The following is a 22,136-nucleotide window of genomic DNA, read 5'->3' on the forward strand; positions in this document are numbered from 1 at the left end:
GAGAATAACCCATGACTGACACAAAACTTGAAATCTCATTTTTAGATGCATTCCACAAGGTCGTACGCTTCCGCTTGAATAACGTGAAACAACCGGTCGAAGCCCAAAAAGTAGAAGCGCTTGCTGACTTCATGGTCGCCAACGATCCGCTCGCGAAGAACGTGATGGAGTGGACCGAAATCAAGATGATTGAAGGTACGCAGACCGTATTGAGTGAGAAATGAGGTCGAGAAGCATCGCCATGGCGATGCTTCTTTTTATTTACATAATTATCTTTCAAAAATCATAATTAACAATTATATTTAAAGAAACAAAAAATAAATAAATTAAGGAAGGGTTTGTAAAAAGTTGAAACGATATCTATATGCCATCATGCTGATGATGATGATGTTGCTTATGTTGCCAAAGCAGGAGGCATGGGCCACTTCTATAATCGAGACCGGGACAAAACTTGAACAATCGATTAAAGTCATCCCGCAGTCACCATTTTATCTAGACTATCTGAACGGGAAGACGCGCCTGCATGACCCGAATAATCAGTCCACCGTTATCATTGACTATCCAGGGGACTTAACGACGCATTCATCTGGTGACGAGGGGAGCTACGGAGGTGTCCGCTCGTGGATTGCGAGTCTAGACAGACAGGAATGGATTGCCGTTCCGCAATATGACCAACCCCTCATCCGCGTCCAACGAGACGGAACGACATCTCGAATCGATTCCTTAGAATCACCACATCGGGCGTACCTCGTATCGTATGATGCCAGTCGAGACGTGATGCTCTGGCGTGATTCGTACAAAAACGAATGGGCGTTGACGGATATGAAAGGAACGGTCAAAAGGACTTACCCGCTCATTTCGGGACAAAGTCTGATGTTAGGGACGAATCTTGATGAATTGATTGCATTCAACACGTCCGACAAGTCGATCACACATCTCTCACTTGAAACGGGAGAAGAACTAGAAAAGACAACGTATCCGAATGAATCGTTGTCCATCGATTTTGAGTCGAAGACCGATCGACTCTTTATGAAAGGATCCAATCATTTATACGTCTACGATTTCGCAACCCGAACGATTCAAACGCTCAATTTGAACGGGCAGGTCCACTACGATCTCACGTCATTGGTCTATCACGATGGGCTTTACTATGGTGTGACGTTTGATGATTCGATGGTCACGATTGATTTGGCGGAAGGTCGCATCACGGAGACGAGCTTGCGCACGCGCAACACGAATAGCGAGTTCGATTTAATCGAGAATGGGTATTTCGTGCAAGACGACCAGTGGTTGTTGTCAATCGAACGTTTCGGGCAAAAACCGAAAGAAATGTACACGTGGTTGAAAGCTACTGGCAACTCGGAGGAGGGGCATACGTGGCTGAATCATGCATATCAACTCATGGCGACCATCACAACCGTTGATGGAATCGAACATAAGGTGCCTGTTGCTGAATTGCCGACGGATGTGACACAAGTCGAGTCGGCACAATCGTTCGCGGAAGGCTATACGATTCCATCATTTGATCAATCGTTCTCCGCTAAGGTCAGCTTTGCCATGCTGGACCATTGGAAGTCGTTCAAACCGATCAAACAACTTCCGCTTCAAGTGGACACTTCGTTCGAATACGGAGCAGTCGGGGAGATTAGCGGAATAACGGCACCGAATGCGACCGTATATCTTTCGTGTGAAAAAGCGTCGTTCGCTACGTGTTCGAGTCCCGTTCAAGCAGACGAGACCGGGCGCTTCACGCTCTCGAGTGGAATCATTGAAGGAAATCAAACAATCGAGCTATATGTTTCTGATGCATGGGATTACCGTCAAGCAACAGAAGCGTCTGTCAAAAAGAGATTTATGCTTGGACAGCCGGTAATCAACAATCCAACAAAAGTTCTGACAGAAACGCGAATGGAAGGGGTCTCTATCCAGACAGAACCTCACGCAAAAGTGGAAGTAAGACAATTAAATTCGAAAACAGCATTTGAAGTGAAAGAAGTTCAGGCGGATGAACACGGTGTGGCGCAATTGACGACATACAGTTCTGACCAACCCTGGTCATACCGGATCTTTTTCCGTGTCCTTTGACAAGAACGTCCTTACGAGATGGTCTACGTTACGAAAGACTATCCGATGCCATCTTTTACGTGGACAAAACAACCAAAAACAGGTGACACGACGATTACCGTATTTAACGACAAGTTAGACCCGGTTCTCGCTGTTTCTCGTAACGGTAGATCCGAATCGGCGAAACGCCTGACGAAAGGTCTCAACGTCATCAACTTGAAAGAACCGCTACGCGAAGGCCAGACAATTAAACTTGTTGCGAGTTTTCGTCCAGAACTTACCCAAACGCTAGAAAAAAAAGTGACGAGTGACACACCAAAAGTATTGACGGTGAAAGATGTTCTCCTCACGTCTTCATCCGCGACGTTCACGTTGGCACACGATCCAAATACGGATATCAATTTCATCTCAAACGGAGTCGTACTCTATACTCGCGTTGTCGGGACGAATCGATATCATATTTCGGCAAAACCGGGAACAACAGTCATCATCGAATCTTCATACGGATCGAAACGAAAGACGCTAACGTATAGGCTACCAAGTGCGACAATCCCATCGGTGACGTTGACGGACGAACAGACGAAACGGGTCGGGAAGACACTACCGAACGCGACCGTGACGTTAAAGAATGGCTCGAAAATCATCGCGACAACAAAATCGAATGCAAATGGGTCCTACACGCTCACGTTCAGCCGTCCTCGTGCTGGAACGAAGCTCTATTTCGAGGCGAAGTCTGGAATTCATCGTGACGCGAAATCAGTTGTGGTCAAGTCGGGGATTCGTCCGACAATCAGCGCAGGGACCATCCGTTCGACGACAAAATCGGTAGCAGTACGAACGAACGTCCCGTATGGCACGCTGTATGTCTACAACGGCAGTAAGTTAGTCGCCAAAAAGTCCATCGGCTCGACGACGACCAACGTCTATATCGGAACGCAGCGACGTGGGTCGAAACTGACATTCAAAGTCGTGACACCTGCGAATCGAACGAATCAAACAACGAAATCTGTGTATTGAATAGTCAGAAGGTGACTCTTGCAGTTTGAGTCACCTTTTTTAAGTTTGGTCAATTCTCTTCATTATTTTCTGAAAATTGTCGATAGTATAGGAAACACTGCATGATTGAGAGGGGAATACATAGATGGCATGGAAATCAACATGGTCTAAGGCACTGAGCCGGATCAAACGAAAACCGACATGGACGTGGAAACCGACACTCAAATGGAAGCGCGGAGAGAAGCGTGAACGCACGACATCTTTCGGAGCGAACGTTGGAAAGAATTTGACGATTCGTCAAAAATTATGGGGGCTCGTCATCATATCGCTCGTCATGGTCTTTGGCGTCGGTGGTTACGCACTGTTTTCAATGAGTGACGCGAACCGTCAAGCGGACGATATCGTCAATAACTGGAACAAAGGGCTCGATTATGCTCATGAACTCAACACACTCGCCGCAAACTATCGAACACTCGAACTCGATCACATCGTGACAGAGGATGCGACCAAAAAAGAAGAGCTCATGACACGGATGAAAGAGATTCGTGAAGAAATCAATACGATTGCACCAAAGTATAAAAAAACGGCTTCAGGTGCGGAAGACAAAGAACTATTCCAGAATTTCTCGCGTCAATGGGAGATGTATCAACGCGTCTCGGACAACATGTTGACGTTCAGCTCGACCGGTAACACAGGGATGGCGCGCTCATACTATGATGCGCAGTCCAAGTCTACATATGACAACTTCACACAAAAACTAGCGGACCTTGTCGACTACAACTCGGAAGGCTCACAACGTGTCGGACAGAACATGGAAAGTGAATTCATGCAGTCCCTTATGGCATTGATTGCCGTGACGGTCGGGGCTGTGGCGATTCTCTTGTTCCTTGGCCTCAGCCTGTTACGCTCGATTATTCGACCGATGCGCACACTTCAGACACGCTTTGATGAACTCGCGACCCAAGGTGGCGATTTGACGATGACGATTCCGGTCACGTCGAATGATGAGATTGCACAAGTCAGTCGTTCATTCAACACGTTCCTCGCGACACTACGTGAGATCATGATTGATGTCGACGAGACAGCGAAAGTCGTTCTCTCGTCTTCAAAAGACGTATCTGCTGAAGTGACGCGACTCAGTCACTATATGGAAGAGACGTCTGGAACGGTCGAAGAATTGACGGCCGGTATGGAAGAAACGGCAGCCTCTTCGCAAGAAATGAGTGCCTCGACGACAGAAATGGGAAGTTCGATCGATTCAATCGTCGACTTATCCAACGAGAGTGCCGAAACGGCAAATCGTGTCGAAGCTCGAGCGCACGAGATGCGGGAACAAGCCGTTGTTTCGAAAACAGAAGCAGTGGCAATTATCGAGAAGAAACAGGTCGAGCTCGCGGAAGCCATCAAAGGAGCACAGTCGGTTGAAGAGATTCGTGTCTTGACGACAGCTATTCTTGCGATTGCTGACCAGACAAACTTACTCGCTTTGAACGCTTCGATTGAAGCGGCACGTGCTGGGGAAGCAGGTCGCGGCTTTGCGGTCGTTGCATCAGAAATCCGCAAATTAGCGGAAAACTCACGTCAGACGGTCAACGAGATTCGTGACGTGTCAAACACGGTCATCGATTCGGTCGAACGACTCAACACGAGTTCGGAAGATATGTTGACGTTCCTCAATACGAAAGTCATGGCCGACTACGATCGTCTCGAAGAGTCGGCAACGCAATATGAACAGGATGCGACAGTGTTCGGGGAGACAGCGAAGACGTTCGAAGGTAACGCGCTTCAACTTCGCCATATGACGGACAACATTCTTGGTGTCATTCAAGAAGTGGCGACGACCGTGACAGAAGGCGCGGACGGAACGCAGTCGATTTCAGAGAAAGTTCAACTCTCAGTCGAGCGTTTCAACGACGTTCAGGCGAAGATGGGCGAAACAGAACAACGGGCGACCGAACTCTCGAATCGCGTGGCGCAATTCAAGCTATAAGCAAGACTCAGAACCAGGCAGATGTCTGGTTCTTTTTTTGTGCACAGTAAAAAAAAAAAAAAAGATAGGTCAATACATAAATTAATTTCAAATTGTTGGTACAAATTAGGCTGTTGTGTCCGATAAAGAAAAGGCAATACATAAAAATAAAGAGAAAAAGAGGTGGAAGAGGAGATTACTCCTCGTAGTACGTGAAAAAGATGTTGAACGAATGGACGTTATAAAGAAAAATCATGACGAGTATCGGTTTGATTCTAATTTTGACAATCGTTGGAATGGGATACAATCTGTGGACGCTCGACCGGATGACGAGTCAATATGAACACATGATTTCAAACGATGTCATGAAGATGAAAGCGGCAGACGACTTGGCGCTCGGGATGGTCCGTCAAGCGTATGGTGTCCGCGGGTATGTGCTCCTACAGGATGATGAGCGCAAACAACAAATCAGCCGGGGCGGAGAAGAGAAGAAAGCCGCCATCGAATCGTTGATTGAACTCGCGGACAATAAGACCGAACGAAAGGAATATGAATCGTTACTCGGATACGCGACAGGATATGATGAGTTGGCGACACAAGCCATCGCGGCGATAGACTCAAAAGATCAAGAAGCAATCGATCGATTAGTATTCCGTCTCATGCCGGACGTGACCAAATCCATCTCATCGACAGGTGAGACGTTACAAGCCGAAACAGAAGAGCAGTTAATTGCGATGCAAGCCGAATTGCAGGAGGCAGGTGAGCGTGCCTTTTGGTACTCGGTCGTCATCGCAGTTGTCAGTCTGATACTGATGTTTGGTGCCGGATATGCCATTAGTCATATGGTCACGACCCCGTTGCGATTCCTAGCGAAAGAGGTAGAAGTAGTCGCGGAAGGTGATTTGACCCGCGATGACCTTCAGGCGCTCACGCAAGATGAAATCGGACAATTGATGACCGGATTCAACCGCATGAAGGGTAATTTGCGTGAACTCATTGACCGCGTCACCCAAAACGCACAGGAAATCACAGCACAATCGGAAGAACTGTATGCGAGTACGGAAGAGATGGCGTCACAGACGGAGGAAACGACACGTCTCATCGACCGAGTCGTGGAAGAAACGGTCGCGCAGGCGAAAGAAGCGACGGGAACATCTCAAGCGGTGGCTGCTGCCGATGAAGGCATCGGTCGTATCGCTGGCTCGATCGGCTCGATTGACGATGACGTGTCACAGAGTTTGAAGCTCGCCGAAGAAGGTGGTGCGACGATGGCTCAGGCGAAAGACGAGGTGCTCGCACTGGAGCGGGAGACACGTCTGACGGGAGAATCGATTTCGGCATTGAAGCAACAGTCTGACGAGATCGCCCTTATCACCGAGGTCATTCAATCGATCACCGACCAGACGAACTTGTTGGCATTGAACGCGGCCATCGAAGCGGCACGTGCCGGTGAGCAAGGAAAAGGGTTCGCCGTCGTTGCAGAAGAAGTGCGTAAACTTGCCGAGCAGTCGAAACAGTCGGCGACACAGATCGCCGGGTTGATCGAGTCGATTCAGACACAGTCGAACGCTGTTCTCGACCAACACGTCGTCAGTGCGAAACGCGTCGAGACGAACACGTTGTTGCTCGAACGAGCGACACGCGCATTCGAACAGATTGTCAGTCAGCTCGAGACATCAGTCGATAATACGTCACATATCCGCATCGCCTCGCATGAGATTGCGGAGACGACGAAACAAGTTGCGACGTCCTCTCTTCAAATGTCACAAGACAGTGAAGGGATGGCCGACACGATGCGTACGGTCGGTGAGACGGCTGACGCCCAACTCGCGATGATTCAAGAATTGAACGGTGTCGCCGAATCACTCGGCAATATGACGAGTGACCTGCAGACACTGATTGGTCGATTCACGACATAAGTTGAAAGCCCTGTCTCCTTGGAGTCAGGGCTTTTTCGTTCACATCGAAACGATTTGCGATGAAGAAAGTGGGGAATGAACAACAAGATAAAAGACAAAAAGGAGTGGATTATATGAAGTATACGGTCATTACAGGAGCCAGTTCAGGTATCGGGTATGAGACAGCGAAGTTGCTCGCTGAAAAGGGAAAGTCGCTCGTGCTCGTCGCAAGACGAAAAGAAGAGCTCGAATCGTTGCGTGATGAAATCAAATCGATCTCGTCGGACAGTGACGTCATCATCAAATCGACCGACCTATCATATAGCGAGAACGTGTACGGATTATATGAATCGCTTGCGGATCTCGACATCGAGACGTGGATCAACAATGCGGGATTCGGGGATGCAGATCTCATCAAGGACGTCGACCTCGGTAAAATCGAGAACATGATTCGTTTGAATATCGAGGCGCTCACCGTCTTATCGAGTCTATACGTTCGAGATTATCATGATATCGAAGGGGCACAGCTGTTGAACGTGTCGTCTGTCGGGGGATATCGAATCGTCCCGAACTCGGTCACGTATTGTGCGACGAAGTTCTTCGTGAGTGCATATACGGAAGGACTCGCACAAGAGTTGAAGCAGAGTGGGGCCAAACTTCGGGCGAAAGTACTCGCGCCGGCCGCAACGGAGACGAGCTTCGCCGACCGGGCTCGCGATACGGAAGGATTCGACTACAGTGAGAACGTCGCGAAATATCATACGGCGCGCGAGATGGCGGAGTTCCTATGGGAGTTACTTGAAGGCGACGAAGTCGTCGGAATTGTCGATCCGGAGGACTACTCGTTCAGCCTGCGTGGACCGATTAAACCGTATGCCGGATAAACAAAAACATCACGCCCTGTTGGCGTGATGTTTTTTTAGGATGTCGGTACAGAGTAGCCACCCGTGAAGCGGTGTGTCAGGCGACGTGTCAAGTAACGTAACCGAAGGCGCCATACATAAAACTGTGACGTGTTCGGAAGAATGACGTTGTCGACGTATTCGGCGAACATATGGCGGAACATCCGCTCTTCACTGCGGTCATAGGTCGCACTCCACATCCCGTGATTCTCGACTTCAAGGAGCATCCAAATCATCTCATCGGTAAGCGGGTCATCGTCCTTCAACTCGGCCGTCAGTGCAGCGAAACGATGGCTACACATAGACGCGTATAAGGAATGGGCATGCGGATCATGCGGGTTTAATGTTAAGTAACCGCTCGCCGTCTTCATCAGTTCATCGACCATATCGAGCGGAATGTCGTCATACACTTGGAAAAATTCGAGCAACATCGGGACGGTGTCCGGACCAAATCCGGCAAGCCGGACATAGTTCATGATATGAAGACCGGCCTCACCATGGAATTTGCGGTCGAAGTAGTGGACGGCAAGGGCGCGATGCATGATTGGGACATCCGGATAGCGTTCGACGCCACGGAGAAAGTGTTGTTCCGCCTCGAACGTGAACCCGGTGTCTTCACTGACAAATCCTTTTAACATATGAAGAATGTAGTGGTCACCGAGCGAACTCGCTTTCTCGAGCCACGGTTTGGCCGAATCGGTGTCACCTTCTCGAATATATGGATAAGCACGCATCGCCGGGAAGAATGGGTCGTCCGGGAACGCGGTCTCGCCCCGTGTCGCCATGTCATTGATGGCTTCAGCGTTATAAGCTTCCGTTAATTCTGCGAGGAGCATCATCTCAAGGAACGTGCGCTGGAACTCTGGGGTGTGTAAATCGATCGTTTGTGTCATAGGGTGTCCTCCTCACAAGTACTAGTGTCGCTCTATTATACTTGTTCTTGTCACAGTCGAGTAGCATCTTTTGCAAAAACGGGAAATGGAAAGTAAGGACTGGAAAGGAGGGGAACGGCATGGCGACGTTCACTGGATATGTCGCAGAGGTGATAGATGAGAAAATCCGCGTCACGCCGACGCGGGAGGCAGAACCGTTTGACGGCATCGTGTTTCATGTACCGAGACCTCTTTTGGATGAGACACCGCTTCTCATCGGACAACAGGTTCGAGTCGAGCATAATGAACGGTTGACGCGCTCCTTGCCACCGCAAGCGACGGCACATCGGGTCGATGTGTTATGATGAGGACGAGGTGAATGACATGGGACAACGGAACTTTCTATGGCTTGGAGCCGTCGTCGGCTTCAGTGCCCTCGTCGTCTGGTTATTGCAAGACGCGCTCCCGTTCTGGGCGCTGTCGATTCTACTACTCGGACTAGGAGCGGTGCTCGGCAATCTCCAACGACGTTTCACACGTGACGAATAACAAGCACTCCATCATTCGGATGGAGTGCTTGTGTCGTTTTCTTCTTCATTTATGTTTTCTTCAGTGTCCGGATCGTCTTCGACGATGGAGTCCTCATCCCCGTCTGGTTCGAGCGTCGTCGGTTCTTCTGGCTCCGCTGGCTCTTCCGGTTCGCTCGGTTCCTCCGGCTCAGTCACCGGAGGATCGTCTTCAATCGGCTCTTCCGTTTCCGGTGGATCCGTCGGTTCCTCCGATTCACTCGGCGGTTCCGCAGGTTCTTCTGGCGTCACTTCAGGTGTCGTCGGTTCGGGCTCTTCCACAACCTCCTCTTCGACTTCTTCCTCGACCGGTGCCTCCGGTTCAGTGACAGGTGGGATTTCAGGTTGTGCCTCAGGAATAGAAGGTGTTTCCGGAACGACGACCGGTTCTTCTGTCAAATCCGGTTTGATCGGTTCAACCGGTGCGAGTTCGATAGGGGGTGGTGCCGGTGCATCTTTTGCGATGAACGTACGGATGTCTTGTTCAAATAATGCGGTCGGCAAGGCAATCCCACGCAAATGGATGGCGACGACTCGCCCGGATGCTGAAAGAAGTGGACTGCCATACGCATGACGTGGCAATTCAAAGTTTCGGCTATAGCCGTTCTCGGCGAATGTGACCGTACCGTTGATGCGTTCTTGCATCGTCAATGTGGTCAACGTCTCGTCCTCTGCGGCGATCGCTTGCGTGAGTGTGTATGGTGTGTTCTCCGTCTCTTCAATTCGAATGACGGCAATGAGCTTCGTCCGACCGACGACGGTGCCGGAGACGGCCTCACCATCATGGTACATGATGATATTCGTCAACCCGGCCACATTCGAGGCGGCGGTGACGACATCGCGTGAGCTCACCAAAAATCCCGTTCCGTAACTGACGGTGAAGAGGCTATCCTGTAAGGCGGCGAAGTCGACCGGTGTCGCTTCGTCAGCGGAGACCGTATCTTCCCCAATCGGCAAGTTGACCTGATCGGCGAGCGAGTCGGACGAACGCAGCACGTCCTTGAAATAGGCGTTTCCAATGAAGGTGACAAAGGCAATGAGTGCGATAGCGAATGGAGTGGCAAATAACCAAATCGTGCGACGTGAGCGACGGCCACACGTCGGACAGATCGTTTTCGATCGTGTCTTCTTTCCGCAGTGGGGACAAGTCACAGGGGCACCTTCTTTCCATAAAGTTCGATGCTATGCTTATTCCTTCATTTGGAAAGAGGTAAACAAATATTTTGGAGGGTGTTCGGATGAATGATGTTGTTTTCCTGAGAAAGAATGATTTTTAGGAATCGGGGAAAAAGTAGGTATGATTCCATGAAAGGAGACATGCCATGCAACCCTTCTGGCTCACCCCTGCCTTTCGTAACGGGATTTGGGTGCTGCTCATCTTAACGATTCTTTTTATGTTGAAGCAAGTCGAATTTATCTTTTACCCGCTCGGAATCTTTTTTGTTTTTTTTTTCACGCCATTTCTAATCGCAGGAGTCTTATTCTATCTCACTGTCGGATTCGTCGATTGGCTCGAAAGTAGGTTAAAGCGACGATCATTTGCGATTCTCGTTATTCTCTTGTCATTACTCCTTCTCGCTGTCTTGTTTGTGATCACCCTCGGTCCGATCTTGACTCGCCAACTCTTTGCTCTCCTCGATGCCTTTCCACGAGTGGCGGAAGCGAGTTACCGGCAACTTGTCAACTTGTATCGAGCCTTGGAAGAGTATACGTGGTTCCAGAACTATATCAATCAAAATGAGACCTCCATTGACACGTGGATTCGTCAATTGACGGATACGGTCGGCGCAGTGATTGGTAGTGTAGCCGGGTCACTCGGTCGTGTTCTCGCGTTTATCATCTCGGGATTATTCACCCTATTTATCGCCTTGTTCTTGTATGTGTTTATGCTGATTGATGGAGGAAAACTGGCGAGTGCGATTGTGCGCTGGGTCCCAGGAACTTATGAACAAGATGCCCGTCAAATCCTTCATGACATGCATGAGACAATCAAACGATACGTTCGAGCCCAGTTGATCGTCTGTACGTTTGTCGGCTTCTTTGCGACAATTGCGCTCTGGTTACTCGATGTCCCGTTCTTCTTGCCGCTCGGAATCTTTATCTTTGCTACGAACATCATTCCTTATTTCGGTCCTTTTCTCGGGGCCGCTCCAGCTGTCGTGATCGCGTTCATCGATGAACCGGTCAAAGCGATTTATGTCATTGTCGCGATTACCATCATTCAACAATTAGATGCCAACGTCATCTCTCCTCTTGTACAAGGAAAGTCGCTACGGGTCCACCCCATCACGATTACCTTGGTCTTACTCGTCGCAGGTCGATTAGCCGGTATTGTCGGTATGTTGCTTGCTGTTCCTTTCTACGCCGTGTTAAAAGTCACATTTCTTAACCTTCAAAAGTTGTATCAGTTACGTAAATCGTCGAAATCACAAATTGATCGGTCAGTAAAATGATGCTCCCGCATTATTCCATGGAAAATTTGGTCAATTGCATGAAAATCGGCGCCGGCTTTAGTATGATAAATGAAATGAACAGACACAAAAGGGGCTCATCTCATGAAATTCATCATCTTATTTGGTCCGCAAGCCGTCGGCAAGATGACGGTCGGACAGGCGCTCGCCGACAAAACCGGACTGAAATTATTCCACAACCATATGACGATCGACCTCGTCGGACCGTTCTTCAATTACGGGACGCCGGAAGGGAAGCGACTCGTCCAACACTTTCGTCAAGAACTGTTCGAGGCGGTCGCCAAGAGTGATTTACCCGGCATGATTTTCACGTTCGTCTGGGCGTTTGACATGCAGGAGGACTGGGATTACGTGAAGAAGGTGACGGGCTTGTTCGAGTCACACGGGGCGGACATCTACTATGTCGAGCTCGAAGCCGAGATAGAGGAACGCCTTGCGCGCAATACGACGGAGAACCGCCTCACCCATAAACCGTCGAAACGTGACATCGCTTGGTCCGAAGCGGAACTGAAGCAGACGGCGACGATGTACCGATTGAACTCACGTCCCGCGGAGTTAGACGTCGAGCATTATCTCCGGATCGATAACACGAACTTAAGTCCAGAGGAGACAGCGGCACAGATTCAACAAGCATTTGACCTATGAAAAAGCGAGTCCCCGTCAAAGGGAACTCGCTTTTCTCATGCCCACCATTCGGGGCGTTCATAGTCGACCAACACCTGTTTTTCGAGGAGGCGTGGTACAAGATATGAGGTGACGTTCGGAAGACGATCATCGAGGTCGGCCGGATGGACCATCACTTCGATGGATCGTCCTGGTTCGATGGCATCGAGCGTCGCATGGGAGACGCCATCCGCGTAGAACTGATCACTGAACCGTTCGGTCACCCACAAGTCTCGGCGTGACCCGAGCGTTGTTAAGGCCCGAAACGTCGTGTCGTATTCTTCAGCGAGACGAATGATGACGTCGTGCAGGACCGGCCAACCGTGAATGTGATGGTGGCTGTCGAGATGGTCGAGTGGAAGTCCTGTCGCAAGGAACGCCTCGATTTGGGCTTTCCACTCCAAATAGACGAGTCCCGGGTCAGGCGAGTCTTCAGTCATGAAGCGGCTCGTGTAGCGGAACGTACCATCTTCTTTCGTGAGGGGAGCACTCGTGTCGGCGAGCGGTTTGCCCCAAGACAAGACGAGATGGACCCCGACACGGAGCGACGGATGTTGTTTCGCGAGTCGGACCGCTTCCTCGACGGCATACCCGTTCATGATCATCGTCGCCGAATTGACGATTCCATTCACGTGACTGTCGAGTGTGCCGGCGTTCACACCCGTCGTCAAGCCGAAGTCATCGGCGTTGACGAGGACGAACGTTTTAAGCATTGACGAGACCGAGTGCCTGGTCGAGGACCAGGTCGCCTTTCATCATCCCATACGCCATGTTATCGATGACCGCGACCGGGACGTCGACGGACGACTTGATTTTGCCTTCGAGGTAGCGGACTTGTGGTCCGATCAAGATGACGTCGACGTTCGACTGTTCTTTCAAGCGCGACTCCGGAATCGCGTCAATGGATGCGTCGAGTCCGCGTGCGGCAGCTTCCTTCCGCATTTTTTCCACTAAGATTGATGTCGACATTCCTGCCGAGCAGACGAGTAAGATGTTCATGTCGTTTCCTCCAATCGATTCAAACGGGTGATCATGTCAATCATTTCGACGGCGAGTTCTTTCACGGTCATCGCCGTCATAAGATGGTCTTGTGCGTGGACGAGGAGGACGCTCATGTCGCTCGTCGTCCCCCGTGCCTCTTCTTGTAACAGCTCCGTTTGTAGCTTGTGTGCGTCCAAGAAGGCCGCGTCGGCTTCTTTCAACTTTGCCGCCGCTTCGTCCGCTTCACCGCGTTTCGCGGCAGCGATAGCCTCGAATGCAGATGAGCGTGCATTTCCGGCATGTAAGATAATCATAAACGAGAGTTCTTGGATGGTTTCGGTTTTCACGAAATCTTTTCTCCTTCCTCAGTAGCAGCTTTGTTTTTATTGATTTCGGCTGTCATCGCCTTCGCTCCTGCCATGACGAATGGAATATACATCGCTGTCGCAATCGACAAGTTGACGATTTGGAGCAAGACGCCGCGAACGCTACCGCCCGTCACCAAATAGCCACTGATGATTGGTGGTGTTGTCCATGGGACGATGGCGACTGTCTTCGGAACCATGCCTGTCGAGAGCGCGACATAAGAGACGATGGTGAGCGTGACCGGCACTAAGATGAACGGTACGAGCATGATCGGGTTCAATACGATCGGAAGACCGAAGATGACCGGTTCGTTGATGTTAAAGAGACTGGCTGGTGTCGACAGTTTTGCCACTTGGTGATACGGGTGATTCCGTTGTTTGCGGACGACGATGAAGATCGCGAGTAAGAGCGCGAACGTCGTACCCGATCCACCCATGAAGACGAACGCATCCAAGAACGGTTTTGTGACCGTGTACGGTACATCAAACGCTGACGTTCCAGCTTGGAAGGCAGCCAAGTTTTGCTCGATGAGCGGGAGGTAGACCGGTTCGATGACCGAGCCGATGATGTTCGTCCCGTGAAGCCCGAAGAACCAAAGGATGTGGTTCAAGAAGGCGATGAGCAAGGCAGCCGGGAGTGAGTCGCCGAATCCTTGGAGCGGTTGTTGGATCGCTTTAAAGATGACTTCAAATACACTGAGTTCGACGACGAGCGTCATGAAGAGCTGGAATCCTGCGACAACCGTCAAGATGATCATTGATGGGATGAGCGCTTGGAATGAACGTGTGACCCCACCTGGTACACCTTCTGGCATCTTGATCGTCAGTTTCGTATTGATGAGGTAGCGGAACATTTCTGTAACGACAATCGATACGATGATGGCGACGAAGAGACCTTGTGCGCCGAGCCATGCGAAGTTGAGACCCCAGTCAGCAGTGACCGGTACGAGCATGATATACGAGGCGAGCGACAAGATCCCCGCCGCGAGCCCGTCAATCCCGTATGAACGGGCCAAGTTATACCCGATCGAGAAGGCGATCAGGAGCCCGAGTATCGCGAAGGACGCGTTCCAAATGCTACCGCCAAGCCCTTGCCAATTACCTTCGCCGAACATGCTGTTCATCGAGCCGACGAAGTCGAGTGAGAGACCACCGATGTTGATGGCTGGGAAGTTGTTAATGAGGACCGCGAGCGACCCGACGATGATGAGTGGCATGACGGAAACGAATCCGTCACGGATGGCGACTAAGTGCCTTTGGGACCCAATACGTCCCGCGATTTCAATAAACTTGTTCATGAGTAAACCTCCTTCTTAAATTGGGGTAGGTACGCCTCGTGCGCTGTGAACAGCTCTTTAAGAAGCGGGTCGATCCGTTTCTCGTCCTGGATGAGCGGGTTCATGAGGCAGGCAAGGTAGGCGTCCTCGTACGTGCCGGATACAGCCGCTTGGATGGCGAGCTGTTCAAACGTTTTTAAGTTCGTGATGAGCCCACGGATCGGTAGCGGCAACGCGCCGATGGAGATTGGGCGAGGCCCCGACTTCGTGATGACGGCGTTCACTTCGATGACCGCATCGTCTGGTAAATCTCGAATCGTGCCGTTATTGAGCGTGTTGACCGTCTGGATGTCACCGCGGTCGTTGTGAATCGAGTCCATCAAGTTGCAGGCGGCGTCTGAATAGTAGGCGCCTCCACGTTTTTCAAGCTCTTCCGGTTTGACGGCGAGATCGACGTCTTTGTATTTCTCGAACAACTGTGTCTCGACTTGTTGCACGACTTCGGCACGGGTGCCATTTTGTGCGTACGCCTTAAGATCTTTCTTCAACACATCTTTCGTCTGGAAGTAATACTGGTGATACGGGTTCGGTAACATGCCGAGTGACGATAGGAACGATTCGCTCCAACCGAGACCGACGATGTTCGCCGGCGAGTAATCGTTGCCTGAGTTGAGCGAGGCGAGGACGTCACTCGTCCGGTCCACGCCGTCGACCCATACGTGACGACCGAAGACGAAATGGTTCAATCCGATAAATTCAATCGCGACTCGTTCGACAGGTGTCTCGAGGATCTCAGCGACCGAGTTTCGCATGTTGAACGGGATGTTGCATACACCGATGACCTTCTTATGAGATGAGTGCTTGAGTACGGCCTCGGTGACGATGCCCGCCGGATTGGTGAAGTTGACGAGCCAGGCATCCGGACAAATCTCGGCGACTTCATTTGCCAAGTCGATCAAGACCGGGATGGTACGGAATGCTTTGAATAATCCGCCTGCGCCGTTCGTCTCTTGCCCGATGAAGCCGTGCTTGAGCGGGATGCGTTCATCGAGCGCGCGTGCCTTGAGTCCACCGACCCGAATCTGTGTGGATACAAAATCTGCGCCGACGAGTGCGGCTCTTCGATCGAGCGTCCAACTGAGTGTGATCTCGGCGTTTGCCTTTTCAATCATCCGCTGAGCGAGACGACCGACAATCTCTAGTTTCTCCCTCCCTTCTTCGATATCGACGAGCACGATCTCCCGAACGGGGAACGTTGCCTGTCGATCAATCAATCCTTCGATGATTTCCGGGGTGTAACTGGACCCACCGCCGATGATGACGACCTTGACTGCCATGGTGCCAACTCCTCCTTTTGAAAGCGATTTCTTTTTGTCGTAACAAATATAACAAATGATACAACTTTCAGCAAAAAAAAAAATACAAATAATACAAATAAGTTTTTGTATTTGCTTTTGTATGCTTGCTGTATCACAATAAAGGAACCAACCCAACGTAAAGGAGATGGAGACATGTCGCAATCGACGCTCCAAACCGCAATCAAGGATGAACTGCTGTCCCGCATCAAGAGTGGGCACTATAAAGAAGGGGAAAAATTTCCGACCGAATACGCGCTTTGCGAGGAGTTCGATGTGAGCCGGACGACGGTGCGTGGCGCCCTCAACCAGTTGACGACGGAAGGCTATCTGGTCCGTCAACAAGGTCGCGGGACGTTCGTCGCCGGGAAGAAAGTACAACAGACGTTGTCGTACACGCCGAACAACTATGCGGCCCAGCTTGCCGTTCAAGGGAAACGTGGGCAAGTCGCCTTGATCGACATCTCGGTCATCTCGGCTTCCGGTCAAATCGCATCGGTGTTTGAAGCGGAAGACAACGCCCCGATTCAAAAGATTGAGCGAATCCGTCATGCGGACGGGGAACCGACGCAGTATGAGGTCTCGTTCATCCCGTGGCAGATCGCACCGGGGATCACGAAAGAACAGGCGGAGCATTCACTCTTCCGGACACTAGCGGAGGTCCATGACGTTCATGTCGCGAAGACGACGGAGGCATTGGAGATTGCCTTAGCTGATGAGAAGGTGAGTGCGCTCCTCGACTGTCCACTCGGATCACCGTGCTTCCATATCGAGACGGTGACAGAGGATGAGTCGGGACGGGCGATTGAATACTCACGCTCCTACTTCCGCGGGGACAAGACGAGCTTCGTCATCGAACGGGATTATAACTAACAAAAGCGCCCGACTGTTTCGTGTGGAAACGGTCGAGCGCTTTGTTCGTTTAACCAAAAACAAAAAGAAATATGGTCATTTTGAGTGGAAATGACTATGTTCAACAAAACTGAGTACGAATCTCTCATATTCGCAACAACCGATTACAGACTGCATTCTTGACCACCTCATCCTCTCTTTTTTGTACACTTGAACCAGGAGGCGAGAGAAGCATGTCAATCATTGAATTCAAAGATGTGAGTCATCAAGACATTCTGCACCATGTGTCCGGGACGTTTCGAGAAGGACGAATCACGACGTTCGTCGGACCGAGCGGCGCCGGCAAGACAACGTGTCTGAAGCATATCAACGGATTGCTGTCACCGGACACCGGCACGATTCTTTTTAAAGGGGAAGACATCGCGGAGATGGACATCCTCGAGCTACGAAAGAAAATCGGGATGGCGTTCCAAAGTGCGCCGATGATTCAAGGGACCGTATACGACAACTTGAATCTCCCGAAAGCCATCTTCGACGAGACACTTGACCGCGACCGGGCTTCCGAATTGCTCCATCGCGTCGACTTGAGTGAGGCGCTCCTCGACCAACCCGTCAAATCACTATCGGGTGGGGAACGGAGTCGGGTCGCCATCGCCCGGACGCTCGTCAATAAACCGGACGTGCTCTTACTCGATGAAATTACGGCGAGCCTTGATTACCGGACGGTGAAAGAGATCGAGCGACTCATTCGAAAACTGCAACAATCATACGGTGTGACCGTCATTTGGATCACCCATGACCTCGACCAGGCACGGCGGGTGAGTGACGACATGTGGTTCTTGAAGGACGGGGAACTACTTGCATTTGGGGACGCATCGTTCATCGATGAGTCGGACAATCCCGTCATCCAACGATTTGTCAGGGGGGAAGATTGATGTCATATATTGAACTCGCGACGGCGCTCATCTTCGTTGTCATCCCGCTTGCCTTGACACTCGTCCTACGACTTGGACTCGAGCGTGATATTATCATTGCGACCGTCCGCTCCATCATTCAACTATTGATCATCGGCTATATCCTGACGTTCGTCTTTGAGAGCGACAGTCCGATCTTCATGCTGTTGATGATTTTACTCATGATTGTCGCAGCGACACAAAACATCCGACGGAAAGGGGACGGGATTCCGGGCATCATGTGGATTATCGTCTTGACGCTCGTGACGATCGAAGCGCTGACGATGGGACTCATGCTCGGGCTCGGTATCATCCCATTTGAGCCGGAAAAGGTCATTCCGATTAGTGGGATGGTCATCGGGAACAGCATGGTGTTGTCGCTCTTGTTCTTGAACAAGTTCAAAGACGAGGTCGAGCGGAGCGACGACGTCATCGAACTCATTCTTTCACTCGGCGGCACACCGAAAGTGGCCATCGACCGCAGCTTGAAGAATGCGATTCGCACGAGCATGATTCCGACTGTCGAGGCGCAAAAGACGATGGGGCTCGTCCAACTACCGGGAATGATGAGCGGTCTCATCATCGGTGGGGCCGACCCGATGGAAGCGGTCCTGTATCAGCTCTTGATCCTGTTCTTGATTTTGACGACCGCCTCAATCTCGGCGACGCTCGTCGGTTATCTCGCGTACCCACGACTGTTCAATGAGAAGATGCAGTATATCGGACTGACCTATCGGAAGGGGAAATGAAACATGATCACAGGGATTCATCATGTGCAGCTCACGATTCCAACTGGAGCGGAGCAAGAGGCGAAGGCGTTCTATTGTGACTTTCTTGGTCTACGTGAAATCGAGAAGCCGGATTCATTGAAGGGGCGAGGTGGATTTTGGCTTCAGGTCGGCGACCGTTCCGTTCATGTCGGGGCAGAGGACGACGTGGAACGACAGAAGACGAAAGCGCATATCGCGTACGCTGTGACGGATTTAGCTCATTGGAAGGAAGCGCTTCAAGAGAATGAGATTTCTTACTCCGAAGGCATCCCGATTCCAGGATTCGAGCGGTTCGAGTTCAGAGACCCGTTCGGCAATCGGGTCGAGATGATTCAAGCGCTCTGACGAAAGGGAGCATCCAAAGCGGATGCTCCCTTTGTCGTTCTTCAAGAAATACCGAACAGGCGAGTCACTTGCTCCCATTCGGACGGGTAGGCGTTACTGCCATGATGCTCGTGAATGAGTGTCCCGTTCGTGTATACGCTGAGGCTCCACTGCGTACCATCTAGCGTGCGAACACCTTCCAGTTCTTCGAAGACGGTTGGCCACCAATTCGTTCCAAGCAGATGAAACGCGACACGCATCTGTTTCGCTTCCTCGCCCTCATAGTATTCGAATTCAAAGGGCTCGGTGATGGATCGGTCGGACCGCTCGATGTGACGAAGGACGGTGCCCCTCTCAAAAAAGGTGATCGTACTCACATCATACGTGCCGAACCCACCGACGCGGAAGATGACCTCGACCATCGATTCCTGAGGACGACCAATCGCCTGAAGGACGCGCTTTTGGAGTGGGTGTTCGACGAAAGAAGGAGGGATATGATAAAGGGCGCGAAACGTTTTGTCTTTCATGAAACTTCAACCTTTCTCGGGCATAAGATGCCCCGAGTATAGCGGAATCTTCCGGACGAGGGAGACAAAATAAAGTGCAAGGTACAAAAAAAGCACCTCTTGAAGAGATGCTTCGAGGTTAATACACTTCGTACGTCTGTCCAGTCTGCGCGCCTTCGACGCTCTTCACATAAGCGAGGGCAACCCGTTCACCCGGTACCGCCGCGTAACCACGGAAATAAGGACCATACGCATCGAGTGCTTCGACGAGGACGTTCGGACTGACGTTGTTGATGCGGATGCCCCGTGGCATCTCAATCGCCGCACCGGTCACGAATCCTTTGATGGCCCCGTTCGCTAGTGCCGCCGATGCGCCTTCTTTGATGGGGTCGTCCATCAAGATTCCGCTCGTCAGTGTGAAGCTACCACCATCGTTCACATGATCGAGCCCGAGAAGGACGAGGTTGACTTGTCCTTTGATCTTGCTGTCGATACTCTTCTGATTATCTGCCGGCGTCATCTCGGAAAGCGGACCGAAATGCGTGCTGCCCGCCGTACTGATGACCGCGTCGACCCGACCGATCGTTTCATACATGTGGCGAATGCTGTCTTCGGAAGTGAGGTCGACTTGCACGTCCGCCCCGTTACGTCCAGCCCGGATGATCGTATGTGTTTTCTCCAACTCTTTTGCGACGGCCTGACCGACCGTACCGCTTGCCCCAACGAGTAAAATTTTCATAAAGAAACTGCCCCTTTCGTCACGCTTAGATTCCATTTCAGAGTAGCGGATGGCGAGGACGTTCGGCAATCAAGTTGCCTCTGGCGGGACGACCGTGCCTTGATGGAATCGCATCTTCCAACGTCCGTCCACGAATACCCAAATCGAGCTACGGCGTGTTTCGCGATTCAATACCGGTTGAACGAGACGGTACGTCACCAAAACGTGACCTTCCGTCAACGGATACAGCGTGAATTCGGATAACTCGGCCTCAATCGGGTCAAGCTGGAGTGTCGTCTGATCCCAGTCTTGATACAGCAACCGTCCCGAGCTACCGATTTCAAAGAAGTCGTCGGTCAATAGTTCACGCAATCGCTCTGTCGACTGCCTGACTTCCGTCGTCAATAACGCTTCTTCTAGTGTTTGAAGATGATTTGCCAACTCGTTCATGTCACGACTTCCTCTCTCCGTTGATTCATCACGATGACGCCGAGGACGATCAACAAGAGACCGATTCCGTTCAACGCCGAAAGAACTTCCCCGTAAACAAACACCCCGATGAGTCCCGTCGCCACGGTCCCGAGTCCGGCCCAGATGCTATAGGCGATACTGAGCGGGATCGTCTTCAACACGATGCCCATGAGGGTGAACGACGCGGCGAAACTGACCAAGAGGATGACACTCGGCACGAGATTCGTGAATCCATCCGACAGTTTCAACATCGATGTCCCGAGTACCTCAAATCCGATAGAAAAGAAGAGTAAAAGATAGGCTTTCATTCCGATTCACCTCACACTTTCATCAAGACGAGCCCGATGATGACGAGCCCAATCCCTGCAATTTTTTGACGACTGATCTGCTCACGGAAGACGACGAACCCGATCACTGCCGTGAGTGCCGTCCCAACCCCGCTCCAAAACGCATACGCGAAGCTGAGCGGGATGGTGAAGAGGGCAAGTGATAAGAGATAAAACGCCGTCCCATAACCGCAGGCGACCCCGAGAATCGGGAGTCGACTCGTCGAGGTGGCGTTCACTTTCAACATGCTCGACCCGAAAAGTTCCGAGGCGATGGCCCCGATCAAATAGATGAATCCCATATTACAATCCTCCTTGAAGCAACTCGTCACATGCTTCCCGAATGAGTGTCGCCGCACGGTCCTTGAACGATTCGCTATACCCATACAAGACAGCGAACCAAAAGCCGTCACAGAGAAGGCGAAGTTTTAAAATCGCATCCTGGTCCGGCCCGTCGACAGCGAATCGCTCGTCCCAACCGGTCGACACGTCACTCCAAATCGACTCGCTCGTGGCATCCTCTTGCGAGGAGATAAAGACGGCGACGAGGTCCATATCTCCGTGATCGACATCATCCAATGTCGCCAGCGCATAGGCACGGGTAAACGAATATGGACCGTCCGATAGATGGGCGGTGATTCGTTTCTCGAACGTCTCGATGGCGAATTCGTTCATCTGTCGCAATAAGTTGGCCTTATTGTCGAAATGATAGAGGACCCCGGCTTTCGTGATTCCTGCTTTCGTCGCCAATCGTTCGAGCGACAACTGACTGATCCCGTCCTCTCGAATCATCTGGGCGGCAGTCTGTAGCAACAATTGTTTTTTACTCATCCTTTC

27 protein-coding genes are annotated in these 22,136 nt (G+C 51.1%); 14 read left to right on the forward strand and 13 right to left on the reverse strand.

Annotated features, from left to right (window positions below):
* Positions 1-11 precede the first annotated feature (11 nt).
* From BBB58_RS05205 to BBB58_RS05235, 6 genes are all read left to right on the forward strand, one after another.
* Positions 12-224 carry a DUF2922 family protein gene (locus BBB58_RS05205; RefSeq protein ID WP_074035953.1) on the forward strand — a complete coding sequence of 71 codons (213 nt, stop codon included), beginning with the start codon at positions 12-14 and terminating at the stop codon, positions 222-224.
* A gap of 124 nt (positions 225-348) precedes the next feature.
* The gene (locus BBB58_RS05210; RefSeq protein WP_074035954.1) at positions 349-2,085 is read left to right on the forward strand and encodes a hypothetical protein; all 1,737 of its coding nucleotides are present in this window, start codon (positions 349-351) and stop codon (positions 2,083-2,085) included.
* Positions 2,086-2,103: 18 nt separating this feature from the next.
* Positions 2,104-3,081: a hypothetical protein gene (locus BBB58_RS05215; protein WP_074035955.1), complete on the forward strand. Its 978-nt coding sequence runs from the start codon at positions 2,104-2,106 to the stop codon at positions 3,079-3,081.
* A gap of 124 nt (positions 3,082-3,205) precedes the next feature.
* Positions 3,206-5,050 carry a methyl-accepting chemotaxis protein gene (locus BBB58_RS05220; protein WP_074035957.1) on the forward strand — a complete coding sequence of 615 codons (1,845 nt, stop codon included), beginning with the start codon at positions 3,206-3,208 and terminating at the stop codon, positions 5,048-5,050.
* A 233-nt stretch (positions 5,051-5,283) separates the two neighbouring features.
* Positions 5,284-6,948, forward strand: coding sequence for a methyl-accepting chemotaxis protein (locus BBB58_RS05230; protein ID WP_084543040.1), 1,665 nt, complete (start codon positions 5,284-5,286; stop codon positions 6,946-6,948).
* Between the two features lie 113 nt (positions 6,949-7,061).
* Positions 7,062-7,811, forward strand: coding sequence for an SDR family NAD(P)-dependent oxidoreductase (locus BBB58_RS05235; RefSeq protein ID WP_074035959.1), 750 nt, complete (start codon positions 7,062-7,064; stop codon positions 7,809-7,811).
* 35 nt (positions 7,812-7,846) lie between these two features.
* Here BBB58_RS05235 and BBB58_RS05240 read toward each other — a convergent pair whose 3' ends face one another.
* Positions 7,847-8,722, reverse strand: a complete 876-nt coding sequence (locus BBB58_RS05240; protein ID WP_074035961.1) for a hypothetical protein — start codon at positions 8,720-8,722, stop codon at positions 7,847-7,849.
* Positions 8,723-8,841: 119 nt separating this feature from the next.
* Between BBB58_RS05240 and BBB58_RS05245 the strand changes: the two genes are divergently transcribed.
* Both BBB58_RS05245 and BBB58_RS15150 read left to right on the forward strand, forming a co-directional pair.
* Entirely contained in the window at positions 8,842-9,066 is a 225-nt protein-coding gene (locus BBB58_RS05245; protein ID WP_074035963.1) for a hypothetical protein, read from the forward strand.
* 19 nt (positions 9,067-9,085) lie between these two features.
* Positions 9,086-9,250 (forward strand): hypothetical protein, encoded by a 165-nt coding sequence (locus BBB58_RS15150; RefSeq protein ID WP_012727200.1) that lies wholly within the window; start codon positions 9,086-9,088, stop codon positions 9,248-9,250.
* Between the two features lie 11 nt (positions 9,251-9,261).
* Here the strand turns inward: BBB58_RS15150 and BBB58_RS05250 are convergent, their stop codons facing one another.
* Complete coding sequence (locus BBB58_RS05250; RefSeq protein WP_074035965.1) at positions 9,262-10,419, reverse strand: S1 family serine peptidase; 1,158 nt, start codon at positions 10,417-10,419, stop codon at positions 9,262-9,264.
* Positions 10,420-10,589: 170 nt separating this feature from the next.
* Between BBB58_RS05250 and BBB58_RS05255 the strand changes: the two genes are divergently transcribed.
* The gene (locus tag BBB58_RS05255) at positions 10,590-11,720 is read left to right on the forward strand and encodes an AI-2E family transporter (protein ID WP_074035967.1); all 1,131 of its coding nucleotides are present in this window, start codon (positions 10,590-10,592) and stop codon (positions 11,718-11,720) included.
* 102 nt (positions 11,721-11,822) lie between these two features.
* Complete coding sequence (locus BBB58_RS05260) at positions 11,823-12,383, forward strand: AAA family ATPase (protein WP_074035969.1); 561 nt, start codon at positions 11,823-11,825, stop codon at positions 12,381-12,383.
* A gap of 35 nt (positions 12,384-12,418) precedes the next feature.
* Here the strand turns inward: BBB58_RS05260 and BBB58_RS05265 are convergent, their stop codons facing one another.
* The 5 genes from BBB58_RS05265 to BBB58_RS05285 are packed head-to-tail and all read right to left on the reverse strand — an operon-like array spanning position 12,419 to position 16,361.
* Positions 12,419-13,114 carry a carbohydrate deacetylase gene (locus BBB58_RS05265; RefSeq protein WP_074035970.1) on the reverse strand — a complete coding sequence of 232 codons (696 nt, stop codon included), beginning with the start codon at positions 13,112-13,114 and terminating at the stop codon, positions 12,419-12,421.
* On the reverse strand, positions 13,107-13,400 hold the full coding sequence (locus tag BBB58_RS05270) for a PTS sugar transporter subunit IIB (protein ID WP_012727190.1): 294 nt from the start codon (positions 13,398-13,400) through the stop codon (positions 13,107-13,109). Before BBB58_RS05270 ends, BBB58_RS05265 begins: the two co-directional genes overlap by 8 nt.
* Positions 13,397-13,729, reverse strand: a complete 333-nt coding sequence (locus tag BBB58_RS05275) for a PTS sugar transporter subunit IIA (RefSeq protein ID WP_084156011.1) — start codon at positions 13,727-13,729, stop codon at positions 13,397-13,399. Before BBB58_RS05275 ends, BBB58_RS05270 begins: the two co-directional genes overlap by 4 nt.
* Entirely contained in the window at positions 13,726-15,045 is a 1,320-nt protein-coding gene (locus tag BBB58_RS05280) for a PTS sugar transporter subunit IIC (RefSeq protein ID WP_012727188.1), read from the reverse strand. The genes BBB58_RS05275 and BBB58_RS05280 overlap by 4 nt, the downstream gene beginning before the upstream one ends.
* The gene (locus BBB58_RS05285) at positions 15,042-16,361 is read right to left on the reverse strand and encodes a 6-phospho-beta-glucosidase (RefSeq protein WP_074035971.1); all 1,320 of its coding nucleotides are present in this window, start codon (positions 16,359-16,361) and stop codon (positions 15,042-15,044) included. Before BBB58_RS05285 ends, BBB58_RS05280 begins: the two co-directional genes overlap by 4 nt.
* 174 nt (positions 16,362-16,535) lie before the next feature.
* On the opposite strand from BBB58_RS05285, the gene BBB58_RS05290 reads away from it, so the two are divergent.
* From BBB58_RS05290 to BBB58_RS05305, 4 genes are all read left to right on the forward strand, one after another.
* On the forward strand, positions 16,536-17,252 hold the full coding sequence (locus BBB58_RS05290) for a GntR family transcriptional regulator (protein WP_012727186.1): 717 nt from the start codon (positions 16,536-16,538) through the stop codon (positions 17,250-17,252).
* Between the two features lie 212 nt (positions 17,253-17,464).
* Positions 17,465-18,166 (forward strand): ABC transporter ATP-binding protein, encoded by a 702-nt coding sequence (locus tag BBB58_RS05295; protein WP_047794920.1) that lies wholly within the window; start codon positions 17,465-17,467, stop codon positions 18,164-18,166.
* Positions 18,166-18,933 (forward strand): ABC transporter permease, encoded by a 768-nt coding sequence (locus BBB58_RS05300; protein WP_074035973.1) that lies wholly within the window; start codon positions 18,166-18,168, stop codon positions 18,931-18,933. The genes BBB58_RS05295 and BBB58_RS05300 overlap by 1 nt, the downstream gene beginning before the upstream one ends.
* A 3-nt stretch (positions 18,934-18,936) precedes the next feature.
* Positions 18,937-19,299: a VOC family protein gene (locus BBB58_RS05305; RefSeq protein WP_047794922.1), complete on the forward strand. Its 363-nt coding sequence runs from the start codon at positions 18,937-18,939 to the stop codon at positions 19,297-19,299.
* A 41-nt stretch (positions 19,300-19,340) separates the two neighbouring features.
* Here BBB58_RS05305 and BBB58_RS05310 read toward each other — a convergent pair whose 3' ends face one another.
* From BBB58_RS05310 to BBB58_RS05335, 6 genes are all read right to left on the reverse strand, one after another.
* The gene (locus tag BBB58_RS05310) at positions 19,341-19,805 is read right to left on the reverse strand and encodes a hypothetical protein (RefSeq protein ID WP_047794923.1); all 465 of its coding nucleotides are present in this window, start codon (positions 19,803-19,805) and stop codon (positions 19,341-19,343) included.
* A 118-nt stretch (positions 19,806-19,923) separates the two neighbouring features.
* A complete protein-coding gene (locus tag BBB58_RS05315) occupies positions 19,924-20,523 on the reverse strand; it encodes a short chain dehydrogenase (protein ID WP_074035974.1) in 600 nt (199 codons plus the stop codon).
* Positions 20,524-20,592: 69 nt separating this feature from the next.
* Positions 20,593-20,952 (reverse strand): nuclear transport factor 2 family protein, encoded by a 360-nt coding sequence (locus tag BBB58_RS05320; RefSeq protein WP_074035975.1) that lies wholly within the window; start codon positions 20,950-20,952, stop codon positions 20,593-20,595.
* Positions 20,949-21,281 (reverse strand): DMT family transporter, encoded by a 333-nt coding sequence (locus BBB58_RS05325; RefSeq protein WP_012727175.1) that lies wholly within the window; start codon positions 21,279-21,281, stop codon positions 20,949-20,951. Before BBB58_RS05325 ends, BBB58_RS05320 begins: the two co-directional genes overlap by 4 nt.
* A gap of 11 nt (positions 21,282-21,292) precedes the next feature.
* The gene (locus BBB58_RS05330; protein ID WP_074035976.1) at positions 21,293-21,601 is read right to left on the reverse strand and encodes a DMT family transporter; all 309 of its coding nucleotides are present in this window, start codon (positions 21,599-21,601) and stop codon (positions 21,293-21,295) included.
* A 1-nt stretch (position 21,602) separates the two neighbouring features.
* A complete protein-coding gene (locus tag BBB58_RS05335; protein ID WP_074035977.1) occupies positions 21,603-22,130 on the reverse strand; it encodes a TetR/AcrR family transcriptional regulator in 528 nt (175 codons plus the stop codon).
* Positions 22,131-22,136: the final 6 nt, after the last annotated feature.

It is taken from the genome of Exiguobacterium profundum (genome assembly GCF_001909285.1).
Lineage (GTDB): Bacteria > Bacillota > Bacilli > Exiguobacteriales > Exiguobacteriaceae > Exiguobacterium > Exiguobacterium profundum.